This window comes from Polaromonas sp. (assembly GCF_039932935.1).
In the GTDB taxonomy this organism is placed as follows: Bacteria; Pseudomonadota; Gammaproteobacteria; order Burkholderiales; family Burkholderiaceae_C; genus Polaromonas.
Map to the genome: position 1 here is coordinate 177,047 of NZ_JBDTPB010000039.1, position 16,608 is coordinate 193,654.

20 protein-coding genes are annotated in these 16,608 nt (G+C 63.4%); 15 read left to right on the forward strand and 5 right to left on the reverse strand.

The genetic code is table 11. The annotated features are described in order from the left end of the window. Positions 1 to 170: 170 nt before the first annotated feature. Complete coding sequence (locus tag ABI546_RS06860) at positions 171 to 434, reverse strand: hypothetical protein (RefSeq protein ID WP_348045384.1); 264 nt, start codon at positions 432 to 434, stop codon at positions 171 to 173. A gap of 110 nt (positions 435 to 544) precedes the next feature. Next, positions 545 to 2,032, reverse strand: a complete 1,488-nt coding sequence (locus tag ABI546_RS06865; protein ID WP_348045386.1) for a PLP-dependent aminotransferase family protein — start codon at positions 2,030 to 2,032, stop codon at positions 545 to 547. Between the two features lie 124 nt (positions 2,033 to 2,156). Here ABI546_RS06865 and ABI546_RS06870 point away from each other — a divergent pair, with 124 nt between their 5' ends. The 13 genes from ABI546_RS06870 (at position 2,157) to ABI546_RS06930 (ending at position 11,498) form a co-directional block, all read left to right on the forward strand. Beyond that, a complete protein-coding gene (locus tag ABI546_RS06870; RefSeq protein ID WP_348045388.1) occupies positions 2,157 to 2,768 on the forward strand; it encodes a LysE family translocator in 612 nt (203 codons plus the stop codon). Beyond that, positions 2,765 to 3,706: a DMT family transporter gene (locus ABI546_RS06875; protein WP_348045390.1), complete on the forward strand. Its 942-nt coding sequence runs from the start codon at positions 2,765 to 2,767 to the stop codon at positions 3,704 to 3,706. The genes ABI546_RS06870 and ABI546_RS06875 overlap by 4 nt, the downstream gene beginning before the upstream one ends. Next, positions 3,706 to 4,038 carry an antibiotic biosynthesis monooxygenase gene (locus tag ABI546_RS06880; RefSeq protein ID WP_348045392.1) on the forward strand — a complete coding sequence of 111 codons (333 nt, stop codon included), beginning with the start codon at positions 3,706 to 3,708 and terminating at the stop codon, positions 4,036 to 4,038. Before ABI546_RS06875 ends, ABI546_RS06880 begins: the two co-directional genes overlap by 1 nt. 63 nt (positions 4,039 to 4,101) lie before the next feature. Continuing rightward, positions 4,102 to 4,563 (forward strand): RidA family protein, encoded by a 462-nt coding sequence (locus ABI546_RS06885; protein WP_348045394.1) that lies wholly within the window; start codon positions 4,102 to 4,104, stop codon positions 4,561 to 4,563. 5 nt (positions 4,564 to 4,568) lie between these two features. Then, positions 4,569 to 4,898 carry a DHCW motif cupin fold protein gene (locus ABI546_RS06890; RefSeq protein WP_348045396.1) on the forward strand — a complete coding sequence of 110 codons (330 nt, stop codon included), beginning with the start codon at positions 4,569 to 4,571 and terminating at the stop codon, positions 4,896 to 4,898. A 34-nt stretch (positions 4,899 to 4,932) separates the two neighbouring features. Then, positions 4,933 to 5,577, forward strand: coding sequence for a DJ-1/PfpI family protein (locus ABI546_RS06895; protein ID WP_348045398.1), 645 nt, complete (start codon positions 4,933 to 4,935; stop codon positions 5,575 to 5,577). A gap of 73 nt (positions 5,578 to 5,650) precedes the next feature. Further along, on the forward strand, positions 5,651 to 6,844 hold the full coding sequence (locus tag ABI546_RS06900) for a PLP-dependent aminotransferase family protein (RefSeq protein ID WP_348045475.1): 1,194 nt from the start codon (positions 5,651 to 5,653) through the stop codon (positions 6,842 to 6,844). Beyond that, on the forward strand, positions 6,841 to 7,488 hold the full coding sequence (locus ABI546_RS06905) for a LysE family translocator (RefSeq protein WP_348045400.1): 648 nt from the start codon (positions 6,841 to 6,843) through the stop codon (positions 7,486 to 7,488). Before ABI546_RS06900 ends, ABI546_RS06905 begins: the two co-directional genes overlap by 4 nt. Positions 7,489 to 7,497: 9 nt before the next feature. Then, positions 7,498 to 8,118: a glutathione S-transferase gene (locus ABI546_RS06910; RefSeq protein ID WP_348045477.1), complete on the forward strand. Its 621-nt coding sequence runs from the start codon at positions 7,498 to 7,500 to the stop codon at positions 8,116 to 8,118. A 48-nt stretch (positions 8,119 to 8,166) separates the two neighbouring features. Next, entirely contained in the window at positions 8,167 to 9,081 is a 915-nt protein-coding gene (locus ABI546_RS06915) for a PhzF family phenazine biosynthesis protein (protein ID WP_348045402.1), read from the forward strand. Between the two features lie 3 nt (positions 9,082 to 9,084). After that, positions 9,085 to 9,795, forward strand: coding sequence for a VOC family protein (locus ABI546_RS06920; RefSeq protein WP_348045404.1), 711 nt, complete (start codon positions 9,085 to 9,087; stop codon positions 9,793 to 9,795). Position 9,796: 1 nt separating this feature from the next. Then, positions 9,797 to 10,435, forward strand: coding sequence for a LysE family translocator (locus ABI546_RS06925; protein ID WP_348045406.1), 639 nt, complete (start codon positions 9,797 to 9,799; stop codon positions 10,433 to 10,435). Positions 10,436 to 10,490: 55 nt separating this feature from the next. Further along, entirely contained in the window at positions 10,491 to 11,498 is a 1,008-nt protein-coding gene (locus tag ABI546_RS06930; RefSeq protein ID WP_348045408.1) for a threonine dehydratase, read from the forward strand. Between the two features lie 30 nt (positions 11,499 to 11,528). Here the strand turns inward: ABI546_RS06930 and ABI546_RS06935 are convergent, their stop codons facing one another. After that, on the reverse strand, positions 11,529 to 12,278 hold the full coding sequence (locus tag ABI546_RS06935; RefSeq protein WP_348045410.1) for a hypothetical protein: 750 nt from the start codon (positions 12,276 to 12,278) through the stop codon (positions 11,529 to 11,531). Between the two features lie 21 nt (positions 12,279 to 12,299). Continuing rightward, positions 12,300 to 13,124: a cupin-like domain-containing protein gene (locus tag ABI546_RS06940; RefSeq protein ID WP_348045412.1), complete on the reverse strand. Its 825-nt coding sequence runs from the start codon at positions 13,122 to 13,124 to the stop codon at positions 12,300 to 12,302. Positions 13,125 to 13,260: 136 nt separating this feature from the next. Here ABI546_RS06940 and ABI546_RS06945 point away from each other — a divergent pair, with 136 nt between their 5' ends. Both ABI546_RS06945 and ABI546_RS06950 read left to right on the forward strand, forming a co-directional pair. After that, positions 13,261 to 13,929 (forward strand): histidine phosphatase family protein, encoded by a 669-nt coding sequence (locus ABI546_RS06945; protein ID WP_348045414.1) that lies wholly within the window; start codon positions 13,261 to 13,263, stop codon positions 13,927 to 13,929. A gap of 77 nt (positions 13,930 to 14,006) precedes the next feature. Beyond that, positions 14,007 to 15,155 carry a hypothetical protein gene (locus tag ABI546_RS06950; protein WP_348045416.1) on the forward strand — a complete coding sequence of 383 codons (1,149 nt, stop codon included), beginning with the start codon at positions 14,007 to 14,009 and terminating at the stop codon, positions 15,153 to 15,155. A 97-nt stretch (positions 15,156 to 15,252) separates the two neighbouring features. Here the strand turns inward: ABI546_RS06950 and ABI546_RS06955 are convergent, their stop codons facing one another. Next, positions 15,253 to 16,590: a sorbosone dehydrogenase family protein gene (locus ABI546_RS06955; RefSeq protein WP_348045418.1), complete on the reverse strand. Its 1,338-nt coding sequence runs from the start codon at positions 16,588 to 16,590 to the stop codon at positions 15,253 to 15,255. Positions 16,591 to 16,608: the final 18 nt, after the last annotated feature.

A 16,608-nucleotide genomic window follows, 5' to 3' on the forward strand; every position in this document is an offset into this window, starting at 1 on the left:
TAGTCGTAACTTTATGTTACTTATCGATTTTTAGGGGGATAACCGTCTCACGAAGTGCACTTTTTGACTAATAAAAAGCAGATTTTCGTGAAATACCGCGCAAGAATGTATCAATACGGATGAATGTTCGGTCAATTTTTGACATTACACACAAAAAGTTACATTTCAAATTATGGCAAAATCACCACGATATTTAGGGAAATTAATTCGAAATTCTTAATTTCATCTTTGAGCAGAGAAAATTCCCTATCTAGATGTAACAAAGAAAAACACAGTGTGATTTCCAGTGCAGCCGGTGTCGAACCGGTGTCGAACCGGTGCGGAGCGTCGGCGAGTGGGCGCTCTGCAGAGAACGCCCTGTAGAGACGGTGGGGACAGGGACCGGGAGGCAACAGAATGAGCGCAGGCCTCCCCGCAGCCAGGGCGATGGTCAAGAACCCCTTCTTTACTGACGCAAGGCCTGACGGCGACGCGCAGCATCCCCACACCGAAGTTGCAGGGCTCCTGCGTGGCGCGAACCCGGCGGCCGCGCAGAAAGCGGGTGCTACTTCACCGCGTCGCGCAAACGCGCAAACACTTTCCAGAAAGCCGCTTCCTGGGTGGTCGCAAAGTTGATGCGCATCAAGGTGCCGGGTTTTCGCACGGCGTGAAACAACCCACCAGGCGCGATCAGGTAACCCTCGTCCAGCATGCGCTGCGACAACGCGTCGGTATCGACGCCGGTATCCACCCAGCCGAACAGCCCTGCGGGCTCAGCGGCAAAGGTGCAGCCGTGGGCCAGGGCCAGCTTGACGCTGCGCGCGCGCGCGCCGTCAAGCCGGGTGCGGATGCGCTCGGCGTGGCGGCGCAACTGGCCCTGGTCTATACACCAGGCAAGCGCTTTTTCCAGCAAGGCAGGTGTCGTCAGCGTGGCCAGCAGTTTGGTGTCCAGCAGGCGCTCGACCAGGTCGGGTGGAGCCGCCATGAACCCCACACGCCAGCCGGGCGCCAGTATCTTGGCGAAGCCGCTGACATAGATCGTGCGCTGCAGGCCATCGAGCGCGCACAGCCGCGTGGCATGCTCGGGCGCCAGATGGCTATAGGTGTCATCTTCAACAATGTGAAAGTCATGCTGCATGGCCAGCTGCAGCACGCGATGGGCGCTGCCAGGGGTGAGGCAATAACCGGTGGGATTGTGAAACACGCTCACGCTGACAAACAGCTTGGGTTGGTGAATTTCACAGTACTGCGCCATGACCTCCAGGTCGGGCCCGTCGGCCCGGCGAGGCACCGCCAATATCCGCATGCCAAGGGCGTCAAGCCGCGCAAATTCCACAGCCCAGCCGGGCTCCTCCACCATCACGCAGTCGCCGGCGCGCAGCAGGGTGCGGCTCACGATGTCCAGGGCGTGCGTGGCGCCGACGCTGGTGATGATCTGTTCGGGTGCCGCGTGCACATTGAGCGCGCTGAGCTTCTGCGAGAGCGCGCGGCGCAGGCCGCTATCGCCCATGGGTTCACCGTACTGCAGCGAAAAATCCCGCAGCGCGCTGACACTGGTGACTTTGCGGACGGCAGCCGGCATGAAGGTGGTTTCGAGCCAGTCCGACGGAAACACGCCCATGCCGGGCTGTGGCTTGTTGCTGACCTTGTGGAACATGCCGCGGATCAGCGCTGTGGCATCCACCGGCGCCTGGCGCGTTGCCATCCAGCTTGCGGTGCTCCATGCCCCGGACGGGCCACCCGCTGCAGCATCCATTTTTTCGGCTGCTATGTTTTTAGTAGCTGCAGGCACCCTTGGAGCCTGCGCCAGCACCGCATTGAGTGAAGCATCACGAACAAAAAAACCCCGGTTCTTGCGCGCCACCACCAAGCCTTGCGCCAGCAGCTGGTCATAGGCCGCCACCACGGTGGAGGCGCTGACGCCCTGCTGCTCGGCACACAGCCGCACGGAGGGAAGGCGCGCACCCGGCGCCAGCAAGCGGCTGCGAATGCGCTCGGCAAAACGCGCCGACAACTGTTCGGTCAGAGACTGCGATGCGGTTTTCATCAACATGGTTTGTGCGGCCTTCGGCGCTGTGAATACGGTAGGTGTGCTGGCAATTTAACCAATACAGTTTTGTCATTTGTACCAACAACTGTATTGGTAGTGTATTGTTTTCAACTATAAAGTCTGAAGCATGAATTGGCAAGAATTTACCGCTCTACTGGTGCTGGCCACGGCAATGAGTTTTTCGCCGGGGCCCAACACCACGCTGTCGACCGCACTTGGCGCCAACCACGGATTCAGGCGCGCGCTGCCCTTTGTCTGCGCTGTGCCGGTGGGCTGGGGCGTGCTGCTGCTGGTGTGCGCGCTGGGCCTGGGGGCGCTGGTGGTGGCGGTGCCGCTGCTGAGCTGGGCCGTCAAGATCATCGGCGTGGTCTATCTGTTGTGGCTGGCCTTCAAGGTTTCGCAGTCGCGCCAGCTCAGCCAGGCCGATGCCGACCGGCTGAATGTCACCTTCTGGCAGGGCGCGGCGCTGCAGTTCGTCAACATCAAGGCGTGGATGCTCGCGCTGGCCATCGTCAGCGGCTGGATCGCCGGGCGCGAAGAGCCCGCCATGCGCCTGGCCACCGTGCTGCCCGTGATGCTGGCTTACGCCTTTGTGAGCAACTTGGTCTACGCGTTGGCCGGCTCACTGCTGCGCGACTGGCTCACGGGACCGGCCGGCAGCGGCCGGCGGCTTCGCTGGTTCAACTATGTGATGGCCGGCGTGCTGGTGGTCACGGCGATCTGGATGCTCTTTATATGAACCCGGGCACATCACAAATCACCAAAGGCCTGTGGCTGGGCCTGCTGGGCATCGTGATCTTTTCGGTCACGCTGCCGATGACACGCCTGGCCGTGGGCACGCCCAACGCGCCGCAGATGTCAGGCGTCTTCATCGCGCTGGGCCGCGCGGTGGTGGCCGCGGGATTGTCGGCCGTATTTTTGCTGGCCACACGCGCGCCCTTTCCCCGGCGCGAAGACTGGTGGCCGCTGGCCATCACCGCAGGCGGCGTGGTGTTCGGCTTTCCGCTCTTCACCTCGATTGCCATGCGTTACGTAGAGGCCGTGCACGCCAGTGTGATCGTCGGTGTGTTGCCGCTGGCCACTGCGGCGGTGGGGGCGCTGCTGCACCGCCAGCGCCCTTCCGCCGGCTTCTGGCTTTGCGCCGTACTGGGCAGCGCGCTGGTCGTGGCCTTTGCCATGCTGCGCTCAGGCAACGGCGGCCTGTCGATCAGCCTGGCTGACCTGCTGCTGCTTGCTGCCATGGGCTGTGCCGCAGTGGGTTACGGTTACGGCGCCAAGCTTTCGCAACACATGCAGGCCGAGCACGTGATCTGCTGGGCGCTGGTGCTGGCACTGCCGCTGACCTTGCCGCTGGCGGCATTCAGCTGGCCCACTGAACCGATCAAGGCATCCGCCTGGTGGGGCTTTGCTTATGTGGCAGTGTTTTCGATGTGGCTGGGCTTTTTTGCGTGGTACCGCGGTCTGGCGCTGGGCGGCACGGTGCGCGTGAGCCAGGTGCAATTGGTGCAGCCGTTTTTGTCTATGCTGTTTGCCGTGCCGCTGCTGGGCGAGCGCCTGGACGCGGTGACCGTGGGCTTCAGCCTGGCGGTGATCGCCACGGTTTTCATCGGCAAGAAAATGCCGGTTCACCCTTCCACCAACGCACCCAGCCCGCAGCTGCAACCGAGGAAGACCTGATGTACTCCGCCGCCTTTATTTTTGAACCCGGCACTTACGATGAGCGCTTTCACGCGCTGGACGCCTTGATTGAAGAGGCCGCGCTCGCCACCCCGGGTTACCTGGGCGCCGAGACCTGGCGCTCGCCCGACGGCACGCGCAACAACGCGACCTACTTCTGGGACAACCAGGAAGCGCTGCGCGCGTTTTCCGCCCACCCCAAACACCTGGAAGCCAAGCGCCAGTACACCAATTGGTACAAGGGATTTCATATCGTCATCTCGCAGGTTTTGCGCTCTTACGGCGACGGCACGATTGCCCACGTCACGCCCAATCAACGCAAGGCGGCCTGAGCCGCCGCTCCGGCCTCTGCGCAAACCCTTTCAACCAATATCCGTACTCCAAGGAATCCACGCATGACACCCGAACAACGTTTGCAGCAACTAGGCCTGATTCTTCCGCCCGTGGTGACGCCCCGCGGCAGCTTTGAAGCCTGGGTGCTTGATGGCTCGATGCTCTATCTGTCCGGCAAGGGCTCGCCCCTTCGGCAGGACCTGTCCCAGGTACCCAAGGTCGGACGCGAGATCAGCGCCGACGAAGCGCGAGCCCATGCGCACGAGGTCGGCCTCAACCTGATCGCCACCATGAAGTCTGCGCTCGGTGAACTCTCTCGTGTGCGTCGTGTCGTCAAGCTGCTGGGCATGGTCAACGCCACGCCTGACTTCACCGGGCATACGGAAGTGATCAATGGGTGCTCTGATTTGATGGTGCAGGTTTTTGGCGACGCCGGCCGTCACGCGCGATCAGCGGTCGGTGTGAGTTCCCTGCCGCGCGGATTCGCCGTGGAAATCGAAGCCATCGTGTCGATCACGGAGTAAGCAGCATGCAGATCGATGGAATCCCCTTCGGCACCACCGACTGGTCCGGCATCGAGCGCACCGAGCATTCAGCCCTGGAAGGCAAGGCCTTCTGGCGCACGCAGCAGTTTGGCGAGGTGCGTGTGCGCATGGTCGAATACACCCCCGGCTATGTGTCAGACCACTGGTGCAAGAAAGGCCACGTGCTGCTCTGCCTGCAGGGGCAGCTGCACACCGAGCTCGAAGACGGCCGCCGCTTCACGCTGGAGCCCGGCATGAGCTACCAGGTGGCCGACCAGGCCGAGGCGCACCGCTCCACGTCGCCGCTGGGTGCGACGCTGTTTGTCGTGGACTGACACGATCGTTGCTGAACAAAGCCAAGGTGACCTCATGCACATAGCCATCCTCACATTCGACGGATTCAACGAACTGGATTCACTCATCGCCTACGGAATGTTGAGCCGTATTTCATTGCGGGGCGATACCGACTGGAAAGTCAGCATTGCCAGCCCGACGCCGCGTGTGACATCCATGAACGGGCTGACCATCGACACACACATCGGCCTGAAGGAAGCCAACCAGGCCGACGCCGTACTCATCGGCAGCGGCATGAAGACGCGTGAGGTCGCAAATGACGCGTCCGTCCTCGGCCAGCTTCAGCTGAATCCGCAAAGGCAACTCATCGCTGCACAGTGCTCCGGCACCTTTCTGCTGGCCAAGCTGGGCCTGATCGGCCAGGTGCCAGCCTGCACAGACACCACCAGCAAGCCCTGGGTGCAGGCGGCCGGCGTCAAGGTGTTGAATCAGGCTTTTTTTGCGCAGGGCAACATTGCCACGGCAGGCGGTTGCCTCTCTGCCCAATACGTGACGGCCTGGCTGGTCGGGCGGCTCAAGGGTGCGGCTGATGCCCGGGAAGTGCTGCACTACTTTGCGCCAGTCGGTGAAAAAGACGAGTACGTGGCGCGCGCGTTGTCGCATATCAGTGCGCACCTGCCCGAGCAGGCGGCACTCCCGGCGACTTCCGGCGCAGAATGAAAGTGTTGCTTCGAAGAAATTTTTGACCCGGGCTACCTTTAACAGCCCCAAGCAGGAGAGTGAGATGAGCAAGATGGAATGGACCCAGGCGAAACGCGCCCACAAGATGAACCCCTCGGTGATCCGCGAGATCCTGAAGGTCACCGAAAAGCCCGGCATCATCAGCTTCGCCGGCGGGCTGCCTTCGCCCAAGACCTTTCCCGTCGCCGCCTTTCGCGAAGCCTGCGACAAGGTGCTGCGCGAAGACGGCCACGCGGCGCTGCAATATGCGGCCAGCGAAGGCTATGCCCCGCTGCGCGAAATGGTGGCCGCCATGTTGCCCTGGGACGTCGACTCGGCGCAGGTGCTGATCACCACCGGCTCCCAGCAGGGCCTGGATTTGATCGCCAAGATCCTGATCGACGAAGGCAGCCGCGTGCTGGTGGAAACGCCCACCTACCTGGGTGCACTGCAGGCCTTCACGCCGATGGAGCCTGAAATCGTTGGCGTGGCCAGCGACGACGAAGGCGTGGATATCAAGGACCTCGCAGCCAAAGCCGCCGGTGTCCGTTTCTTTTATGTGCTACCCAACTTCCAGAACCCGACCGGCCGCACCATGACCGAGGCACGCCGCGCCGCACTGAGCGCCGAGGCCGCGCGCCTGGGCCTGCCCATTGTTGAAGACAACCCTTATGGCGACCTGTGGTTTGACACACCGCCGCCGCTGCCGCTCACCGCGCGCAACCCTGAAGGCTGCATTTACATGGGTTCGTTCTCCAAAATCCTGGCGCCCGGTTTGCGCCTGGGTTTCCTGGTCGCCCCAAAGTCGCTGTACCCCAAGCTGCTGCAGGCCAAGCAGGCCGCCGACCTGCACACGCCCGGCTTCAATCAGCGCATGGTGGTCGAGACCATGAAGGACAACTTTCTGGACCGCCACGTGCCCACCATACGCGCGCTCTACAAATCGCAGCGCGACGCCATGCTCGCCGCGATGAAACGCGACATGCCGGAAGGCGTGAGCTGGAACACACCCGCCGGCGGCATGTTCCTGTGGGTGCGCCTGCCCGAAGGCATGAACGCCATCGATCTCTTGCCCAAGGCGGTAGAGCGCAATGTCGCCTTTGTGCCGGGCTGGGCTTTCTATGCCGACCATGCCGATGCGCGAACGCTGCGTCTGTCGTTCGTAACGTCCAGCGTGGAGCAGATCAACATTGGCATCGCCGCGCTGGCTGCCGCCATCCGCGAGCAATTGCCTGCCGGCGTTGCTAAAGAGCTGCGCGCCGCATGATGGACATGGGCACTTTGTCGCTCTTCGTGTTGGCGGTGCTGGCGCTTTTCCTGTCGCCCGGCCCCAACATGGCCTTTGTGTTGTCGCACGGCCTGGCGCATGGCGTGCGCGGCGGCTTCGCGGCCGCCATCGGCATCTCGGCGGCAGACCTCGTTCACACGCTGTGCGCCGCCACCGGCGTGACCGCGGTGGTCGCGGCCTGGCCGCCCTCCTTCGACGCGCTGCGTTATGCCGGCGCGCTGTATTTGCTGTGGTTGGCCTGGCAGGCCTTGCGCCCTGCTGGCGCACGCAGCGCCGCTCAGGCCACTTCCGCTGGTTTCGCCGGCTTCGCGCGCATCGTGCGCATGGCGCTGCTGAACAACCTGGTCAATCCAAAGGCGCTTCTGTTTTTCATGGTGTTCCTGCCGCAGTTCGTCAACCCGGCGCGCGGCCACGTCACGCTGCAGTTGCTGGTGCTGGGCGTGCTGTTGTCGGCCATGGCGCTGGTGTTCAACACCATGCTGGGCGCTTTCAGCGGGCAGATCGGGCGCCGCCTGCAGGCGCGGCCCGGCGCCGCGAAATTCCAGCGCGGCTTTTTGGCCTTTGTCATGGCCGGGCTCGCGCTGCGGCTGTTGTTGCTTGACCGTCCCTCCAAAGGAATCTGATCCATGAGCATGCTTCATCTCTGGGGGCGCATCAGCTCCATCAACGTGCGAAAAGTCGTGTGGGCCGCGCAAGAGCTGGGCCTCACGATGCAGCGCACCGATGCCGGTGGCCAATTCGGCATCGTGAAAGAGCCGGGCTACCGCGAGAAGAACCCGAATTCGCTGGTGCCGCTGATCGAAGACGGTGAAGTGCGCCTCTGGGAGTCCAACGTCATCGTGCGTTACCTCTGCGCCAAACATTCGCATGGCGATTTTTACCCTGCAGGCTTGCCTGAGCAGTTTGCCGCCGAGCAATGGATGGACTGGCAGCAGACCACCTTCAACCCGGCCGGCCGCGCCGCCTTTATCCAGTGGATCCGCACACCCACGGAGCAGCGCGATCCGGCGGTGATTGCGCAGTCGGTGGCTGCCACCGAACCCCTGCTCGCCTTGCTGGACGCGCACCTGGCCAACCACGCCTTCATCGGTGGCGAGCGCTTCGGCATGGCCGATATCCCGCTGGCCTGCGAAATGCAGCGCTGGTTTGGCCTGCCGCAGCCACGCGCCGCGCGCCCGCACCTGGACCGCTGGTACCAGGCCATCCTGGCACGGCCCGCCACGCACGGTGTGCTGGACCTGCCTTTGTCATAAATCCTGAAAACCTGATCTTCAAACTCACCTGGAAAACTGAAAGCCTCCATGAAGCAGCGCGCATTCAAGCAAATCGATGTGTTTACCCCCACCCCTTACTTCGGCAACCCCCTGGCCGTGGTGATGGACGGTACCGGCCTGGACGAAGCCGCCATGCAGCGCTTTGCCCAATGGACCAACCTTTCGGAAACCACTTTTCTGCTGCCGCCCACTGAAGCCACCGCCGACTACGGTGTGCGCATCTTCACGCCCGGCGGTGAACTGCCTTTTGCCGGCCACCCGACGCTGGGCAGTTGCCATAGCTGGCTGCAGGCGGGTGGACAGCCGCACAGCAAAGACTTCATCGTGCAGGAATGCAAAGTGGGCCTAGTGAAGATTCGCCGCGAGCCTGGCACGCAGCGCCTGGCCTTTGCCGCGCCGGCCCTCAAGCGCTCCGCACCCAGCCCCGCCGTGTTGGCCCAGGTGGCCGGCGCGCTGGGACTGAAAGCGACAAGCATCCTCACCGCCCAATGCCTGGACAACGGCCCACTGTGGTTGGGCCTGCTGTTGGACAGCCCCGACACCGTATTGCAATTGACACCCGACCATAAAGCGCTGGCCAAGCTGGGCATCAAGGTCGGCGTTGCCGCACGATACCCGCGTGAAGACACGGCGCCGCTGATCGCGCGGGCCAACCGCGAAGCCAGGGCTTTTGCGGCCTCAGCGCCTGCAATTGCACCTGACTTTGAAGTGCGCGCTTTTGCCTCGCCCATCGGCGTCGACGAAGACCCCGTCACCGGTAGCCTCAATGCCAGCCTGGCGCAGTGGCTGATTGCCGAGGGCCACGCGCCCGAGCGCTACACCGCCTCACAAGGCGTCTGCCTGGGACGCGCAGGCCAGGTGCACATCGAGCGCGATGCGGCAGGCCAGGTTTGGGTGGGTGGCGAATCAGTCACCTGCATTGACGGAAGCGTGACGCTTTAAACCATGGAGCACATCACCACGCCGCCATTGGCTTCGCAAGTCGACCACCTCGTGGTCGTTGCGACCAGCCTTGTCGAGGGCGTGCAGTGGTGCGAACGCGTGCTGGGCATCACGCCCGGGCCTGGCGGTGAACACGGGCTGATGGGCACGCACAACCGGCTGTTCACGGTGGCCTCGCCGGCCTTCCCGCGGGCCTATTTCGAAATCATTGCGATCAACCCGGAAAAGCAAAACCCGCGTGTGGCGCCGGCCAGACGCTGGTTTGATCTGGATGACCGGGAGCTGCAACTGCGGCTGGACAAAACCGGCCCGCAACTCGCGCACTTTGTGGCCTCTACGTCCCGCGTGCAGGCCGCGGTAAGAGCGCTTGACGGCCTGGGGCTGGACCGCGGCGAAGTGCTGGAAGCTTCGCGCAAGACACCGCAAGGCCTGCTGTCCTGGAAGATCACCGTGCGCGAAGACGGCCAGCGGCTGTTTTACGGCGCACTGCCCACGCTGATCCAGTGGGGTGACTCCCATCCAGCCGACGGCATGGCGCCATCGGGCGTCACGCTGCAGTCGCTGCACGCGAGCCACCCGCGACCCGACGCGCTGCGTGGGGGCTATGAAGCCATCGGCCTCGCGGGCGTAGGCCTGGCGGAGGGCCCGCCCAATCTCATCGCCACGCTGCAAACACCGCGCGGCCTGGTCACGCTTGACTCCAAAGGAGCCTGAAATGTTGTCAGCCATAGAACTTGCCTGGTTTGCCCTCGCCGCCCTGGTGCTAGTGCTCACACCCGGGCCCAACATGATTTATTGCATCTCGCGCACGCTGTGCCAGGGCCCCCGCGCCGGCATGGTGTCGCTCAGCGGCGTGGCGCTGGGATTTGTGGTGCACCTGCTGGCCGCGTCCTTCGGGCTGACGGCGCTGCTGCTGGCCGTGCCGCTGGCCTTTGACGCGATCAAGGTGGTGGGCGCGGCCTACCTGCTGTGGATGGCCTGGCAGGCCGTCAAGCCGGGTGGCCTGGCGCCCTTTGAAACGCGCGAACTGCCGCAGGACCCGCCGCGCACGCTGTTCCTCATGGGCTTTATGACCAACCTGCTCAATCCCAAAGTGGCGATGTTCTATCTCTCCTTCTTCCCGCAGTTCCTGCACCCTGAACGCGGCGACCTGCTGCTGCAAAGCCTGACGCTGGGCGCGGTGCAGATCAGCGTGAGCACCGGCGTCAACACCGTGCTGATCTGCTTTGCCGCGGCCATCGCCGGCTTCCTGAACCGCAACATCAGCTGGATGCGCGTGCAGCGCTATGTGATGGGCACGGTGCTGGGCCTGCTGGCGCTGCGCCTGCTGACCGAAAAACGGGCGGCCGCATGAGCCGCCGGGCCGTTCCCAGGGCGAACACCGCAGCGCGCAGAGTGAGGGCTACCCAATGAGTGCCGTGCTGGACCGCCCAACGAATCTGGAGAACAACATGCTGCCTTCGCTGCAAGAGATTGAAGATGCGGCGCGTGTCGTCTACCGCGAATTCCAGGCCACGCCGCAATACCGCTGGGGCCTCTCCAGCCAGCGGCTGGGCACCGACTGCTGGATCAAGCACGAGAACCACACACCGGTGGGCGCGTTCAAGCTGCGCGGCGGGCTCACCTACTTTGACGGGCTCAGGCAACGCGGCGACATGCCGAAAGAAGTCATCAGCGCCACGCGCGGCAACCACGGCCAGAGCATAGGTTGGGCCGCGCGTGCCCACGGCGTGGCCTGCACCATCGTGGTTCCGCATGGCAATTCGATCGAAAAAAACGCCGCCATGCGCGCCCTCGGCGTCACGCTGATCGAGCACGGCAACGACTTCCAGGAAAGCCGCGAGTTCGCTGTTGCCCTGGCCGCCGAACGCGGCGCCCACATGGTGCCCAGCTTTCACGCCGACCTGCTGAGCGGTGTCAGCACCTATTGGTGGGAATTCATGCTGGCCGTACCCCAGCTCAACGTGGTCTATGTGCCCATAGGCCAGGGCTCGGGCGCCTGCTCGGCCATTGCAGCCAAGCTGGCGCTGGGCCGCACGCTGCGCATCGTCGGCGTGGTGAGTGCCCACGCCACCACTTATGCCGATTCACTGGCTGCCGGACGCGTGGTGGAAGCACCCGTCACCACACAGCTGGCCGACGGCATGGCCTGCCGCGTTGCCGACCCCGCCGCGCTCGACATCCTGCTGCCGCACCTGGACCGCGTCGTGAAGGTGAGCGACGCCGAAGTGGCCCAGGCCATGCGTGACCTGTACACCGACACCCACAACGTGGCCGAGGGTGCGGGTGCCGCGAGTTTTGCCGCAGCCATGAAGGAGCGCGGCCAGCTCAAAGGCCAGGTGGTGGGCACCACCTTGTGCGGAGGCAATGTGGACCGGACCGTGTTTGCGGGTGTCCTCGCCGGGCCTCAAGCCTGAGTTGCTGCGGCCTGCCGGATCCCGCCCGGGTCAGCGGGCCGCGGGCATTGCCAGGCGCGGAGCCAGGGCTGAAAGCATTCGCAAAACAGGAACCGGGACCAGCCTGAACAGCAAGGCGAGGTGCCGCAGCGGCACCCGTGCCTTGAGGATGGCGCCGTAATCACAAGAGGCCTCGTGCGGAAAGTAGTTTTCCCGGACCGCGACGATGTCTCGCCACCCTTTGCCATGGTAGTAGCGCAACTGCGGATCAACAGGCAGGCCTGACCGGGTCGCCCGCGCATAGGCCTCCACGGATGCGCCGGGATGGCGATCGAGATGGCGTTTCAACCCCGGCATCGGCGAGCCCAGGAATATTTCGCTGTATCCGCGTTTGAGCAGGTAGAGGTAATAGAAGGCCAGAAGCTGGAGTGCCGCACCGGGATCCACACTGGTCAGGCTGATGCCGAACATGCAGCGCGTCCGCGTCTGAGGCGGCCCCCCCAGGTCGGCGCTTTGCGCCCAGCTGCCGGGCTCCGTCCATTCGGCATCATGGGTGGGCTTCGCAAAGACAGAGCTCAGAAGCTCGCCGGTGCGGGCGCAGAAAGCGCCGCCACACAGGTCGGGATAGGCCGCCATCCTCGCCCGGAAGTCCGCTGCGCCGGCCGCCTGTTCGGCGGTCCACTGCCTGCGTTCGAGTTCCAGCAGCGCGGGAATGTCGTCCGCCCGTAAAAACCTTGTCCTGAACCTGCGTTGCTCTGGTGCTGAAGCCTTGGCCAAAACGGTGTCCTTTCGTTGAATCAACAGGTGCTAGGAGGTGGGTACTCAGCTGGCGGCATGGCAGGTGCATCGCCTGCCGGGAAAAGGCGTTGCGTCGTGGATGAGCTGGCGCGTACCCGTCAAAAGCCACAGGCCGACAACACTCGGCACCGATCCGAAAAATCCGCCGAGGAAAATGCTGCTTTCCAGGTTGACGACTTCATGCCACCAGCCCTTTGGCACATAAATGGCGTCACCCGGATGGAGATCGGCAACAAACAGCGAGGCTTCAGGCAGCTTGCGCGCGGCGAGCCCCTGGATTCCGATGTCGGCCAGCCGCGCCCAGCGGTCGTACTTTGACGACAGTGCCCCTTGCGACTCAACCACACCGGGCCGTGCCAGATAAAACCGCTTGGCGCCCCGCAGCAGGACCGCCAGGTTGTCCAGCAGGTCATAGTGCAGGCCCGTGTGGGCGCCTCGCGGCCCAATCCATGCGCTGCTGGAGACATGGCTACGCGGGGGAAGCAAAGCCTGCGTGTCCACGTCTGTTCGAAGCGCGGGAAATTCGTGCAGCAGGTCGAACTCTTTGAGGTGCGCGGTGCTGGCCCCTTCTCCCCAGATCGGCCCGTTGGACGCCAGACTGCCGACGCATGCGCGAAAGGTCGACAGAACGAATCCGGTTTCTCCCAGCTCCCGGTTACCGAGCACCAGTTTCACGGGCCGGTCCCCGCCCCGTGTCGCGAGATAGTCAAATGTCCAGCGCTGTGTCGCCGGCCATTGCAGAGCGGCGCCACGCATGACACAGGGAACCCGCGCGCCGGAGTCGATGATGTGCGTGCCCTGGTGCTCATCCACAGGCGCCAGCAAGCCGGGGTCAATGTCTGGAATCATTTGAATTTATGGGTGATGGCCAAAGCATGGGACACGTACGTTGCAGTACCGTGACAAAAACAATTCGCACCAGGGTGTTACTTCGCCGGTCGCACGTGCGACTGGCGCGCGGCGGGCGATTCGCCACAATTTGCCCATGGGAACCCTCTACCTCGTGCGCCACGGCCAGGCCTCGTTTGGCGAAGACGATTACGACGTGCTCAGCCCCATGGGGCGCCAGCAAAGCGTGCGGCTGGGCGAGTACTTCAAGTACAAGGGCATCGCCTTTGATGCCGCCTTCACCGGCACGCTGAACCGCCAGATCAACACCTTCGCCGGTATTTGTGAAGGCATGGGAATTGAACTGCAAGCTGCGCAACGTCCCGGACTCAACGAGTACGACAGCCATGCGGTCATAGGCGCCATCCACCCGCACAAGCTTGAAAAACCCACCACACCCGAGGAATACCGCGGCCACTTCCGCCTGCTGCGCGATGGCCTGGCGCAGTGGATGGCCGGAGTGGTCAGCCCCAGAGGCATGCCCAGCTACACCGAATTTGTTGCCGGTGTTACCGACGTGCTCGACCACATCCGGACCACCCACACCGGCAATGTGCTGCTGGTTTCCAGCGGCGGGCCTATCTCGACCGCTGTCGGTCACGTGTTGGGTACCAGCCCCGAAACCACGATTGAGCTCAATCTGCGCATACGCAACTGCTCACTCACCGAGTTCGCCTTTAACCCAAAACGCCACATGCTGGTGACTTACAACACCCTGCCGCACCTGGACGCGCCCGAACACGCAAGCTGGGTCACCTACGCCTGAGCAGCCGATCCGGCGGGGACTCCGTGGTTTTTCCGCCATTGCCCAATTCACGGCAAGCAAAGATACTTTGCGGCAACATGACCGCCGCCGTCCTGATGCCCAGCCTTCGCTCCGCCGGAATTCGCCTTTACGGTGAAACGGCCGGCGCGCTGGCGGCGGCCACTTACAGTTTTCTGATGCAGCTTGAGAAGCTCGGCCTGCAGGACGCGGTCGAAACGGCAGAACTTACCGCAAGCTCCCCCTCCGCCAGAAGTTTTTGCCTGCCGGCCGGACTCGCCGCACAATGGGCGCCGGCCCTGGACACCCTGGGCCTGGCAGAACGGCTGCAGCTGCACACGCTGGACAGCGACGAAGACCTGGAACGCGAAATCCTCCTGGCCATGCTGCTCAGCCCCGTCGCCTTCGACTTTCCGAGCCATGCGGAACTCGCGTCTGCTGTGCGCATACGCCGCAACATCGTGCTGGCTGCGCGCAAGACAGCTTTGGCGTTCCACACGACCGAGGTCGACCGGCCCGAAGACTGCTGGACCTATTCTGAAGACCACGGGTTCACCGTCATGCCCGGCCACGCGCTGATTCCCGCGCTGGAAAAAGCCACCCAGCCCGAGGCCTCCGGCAAGCTGTATTCCTTTTCTTGCTACCGTGCGACCGAATACGTCATCCTGCTGGCCATTGCACAGGAACTCGAAGCCTGCAACCCGCCGCTATTGGCCGCATTGCAGCAGCGCTGGGAAAAGAGCGCCATCATGTCAGGCAAGTTCCACGACGTGTTCCTGCGCGAGTACGGCACCATGGAGCAGCCGCTGCCACCCAAATACTATGTGCCGGGTGACCGCCTGTGGTTCCGCAATCCCGATGCGCACTCTTCCGATGTATCGGGCTATGAAGGCTCCTGGGTGTTCTATCTGGGTGCCGGCCTTTTTACCAACTTCTGGAAACGTGACCAGCCCTACACGCTGGTGGACAAATGCCTGGAGCTTTTTCACTGGCGGCACGCCACGTACACCGACGACGCTGGCGAGCTGCGCATCGACGAAGCTGTGGTCGAGGCCCGCGTTAAAGCGTCACGGGCCGACCCGTCGGAAACAGCCCGCATCCTGGCGTTGATGTTGCGCATGCGTGAGCCCAAGGGCGTCTATGAATCGGGTGGGTGCATTGATACCTCCCGGGAATATCCCCGCTGGGTCGGTCCCGGTACCGCAGACATGTCGCTGCCGACGGCGTGAGACGCAGGCCCAGCCCGAAACGCTATCAAATTAATAGCTGCTTGCGCCCGTCCCTCAACGGCTTCAGGCACTTTTCTCTTGAATTTTCAGCGCCAGATTATTTCAGTGAGCCGCTGACGCGCCAGACGACATTGCCCACGTCGTCGGCGACCAGCAGCGTGCCGCGCCGGTCCATCGCCACGCCCACCGGCCGGCCGTAGGCGTGACCTTCCGCGCTCAGAAAGCCGGAGAGCACGTCGACCGGCAAACCCGCCGGCAGGCCTTGGCGAAACGGCACAAACACCACCTTGTAGCCGCTGTGCGGCACGCGGTTCCAGGAGCCGTGTTCCCCGATAAACACCCCCGCGGCCAGCGATGGCGACAATGCGCTGCCTTCTGAAAACACCATGCCCAGGGGCGCCACGTGCGAGCCCAGCGCGTAGTCGGGTACCACCGCTTGCGCCACCAGGTCTGGCTGCGGTGGTTTGACGCGGTCATCAACGTTGCGTCCGTAATAGCTGTACGGCCAACCGTAGAACGCGCCGTCGCGCACCGACGTCAGGTAGTCGGGGACGAGGTCGCTGCCGATCTCATCGCGCTCGTTCACCACTGTCCAAAGCGCACCGCTGCCGGGCGCCCATCCCATGCCATTGGGATTGCGCAGGCCCGAGGCAAAGACACGGTGGCTGCCGGTTTTGGGGTCGACCTCCCATATGGCGGCGCGACCGGCTTCGGCGTCCATGCCGCGTTCGCCGACATTGCTGTTGGAGCCCACCGTCACGTACAGCTTGCTGCCATCAGGACTGGCAATGAGGTTCTTGGTCCAGTGGTGGTTGATCGGGCCGGCCGGCAAGTCCACCACTTTGGTGGGGGCAGCCGTGATGCTCGTCTGGCCTGCCTGGTAGGGAAAGCGCACCACGGCGTCGGTGTTGGCGACATACAAATCGTTACCCACCAATGCCATGCCGAAGGGCGAATTGAGGTTTTGCAAAAAGACCGTGCGAACTTCCGCCCTGCCGTCTCCGTCAGCATCGCGCAGCAAGGTGATGCGGTTGGCACTGGGCACACCGGCGCCGGCCCGGCCCATCACCTGCTTCATGATCCAGCCCTTGATGCCCTTGCTGTCCTCGGGTTTGGGTGGCGCATTGCTTTCGGCCACCAGCACATCGCCGTTGGGCAATACATGCAGCCAGCGCGGATGGTCCAGCCCGGCGGCCAATGGTGTCACCCCCAGCCCGGCCGCAGGCGTGGGCATGACGCCCTCGGGCCAGCCTTTGGCCGGCGCGATGTTCACTGTCGGGAACAAGGTCTTGTTGGGCTTGGGGAGAGTGGGGTTGGACCCCATCCCGGCCTCCGGCGGCAACAAAGCCGTGTCGCCGCATGCCGCCAACGCGCAGGTGAGCGTCACGCACAGTACCGGAAGCTGCCAGATGCGTTGAAAGGCTGTGGGTCGCATGAAATCTCCTGAAGATGG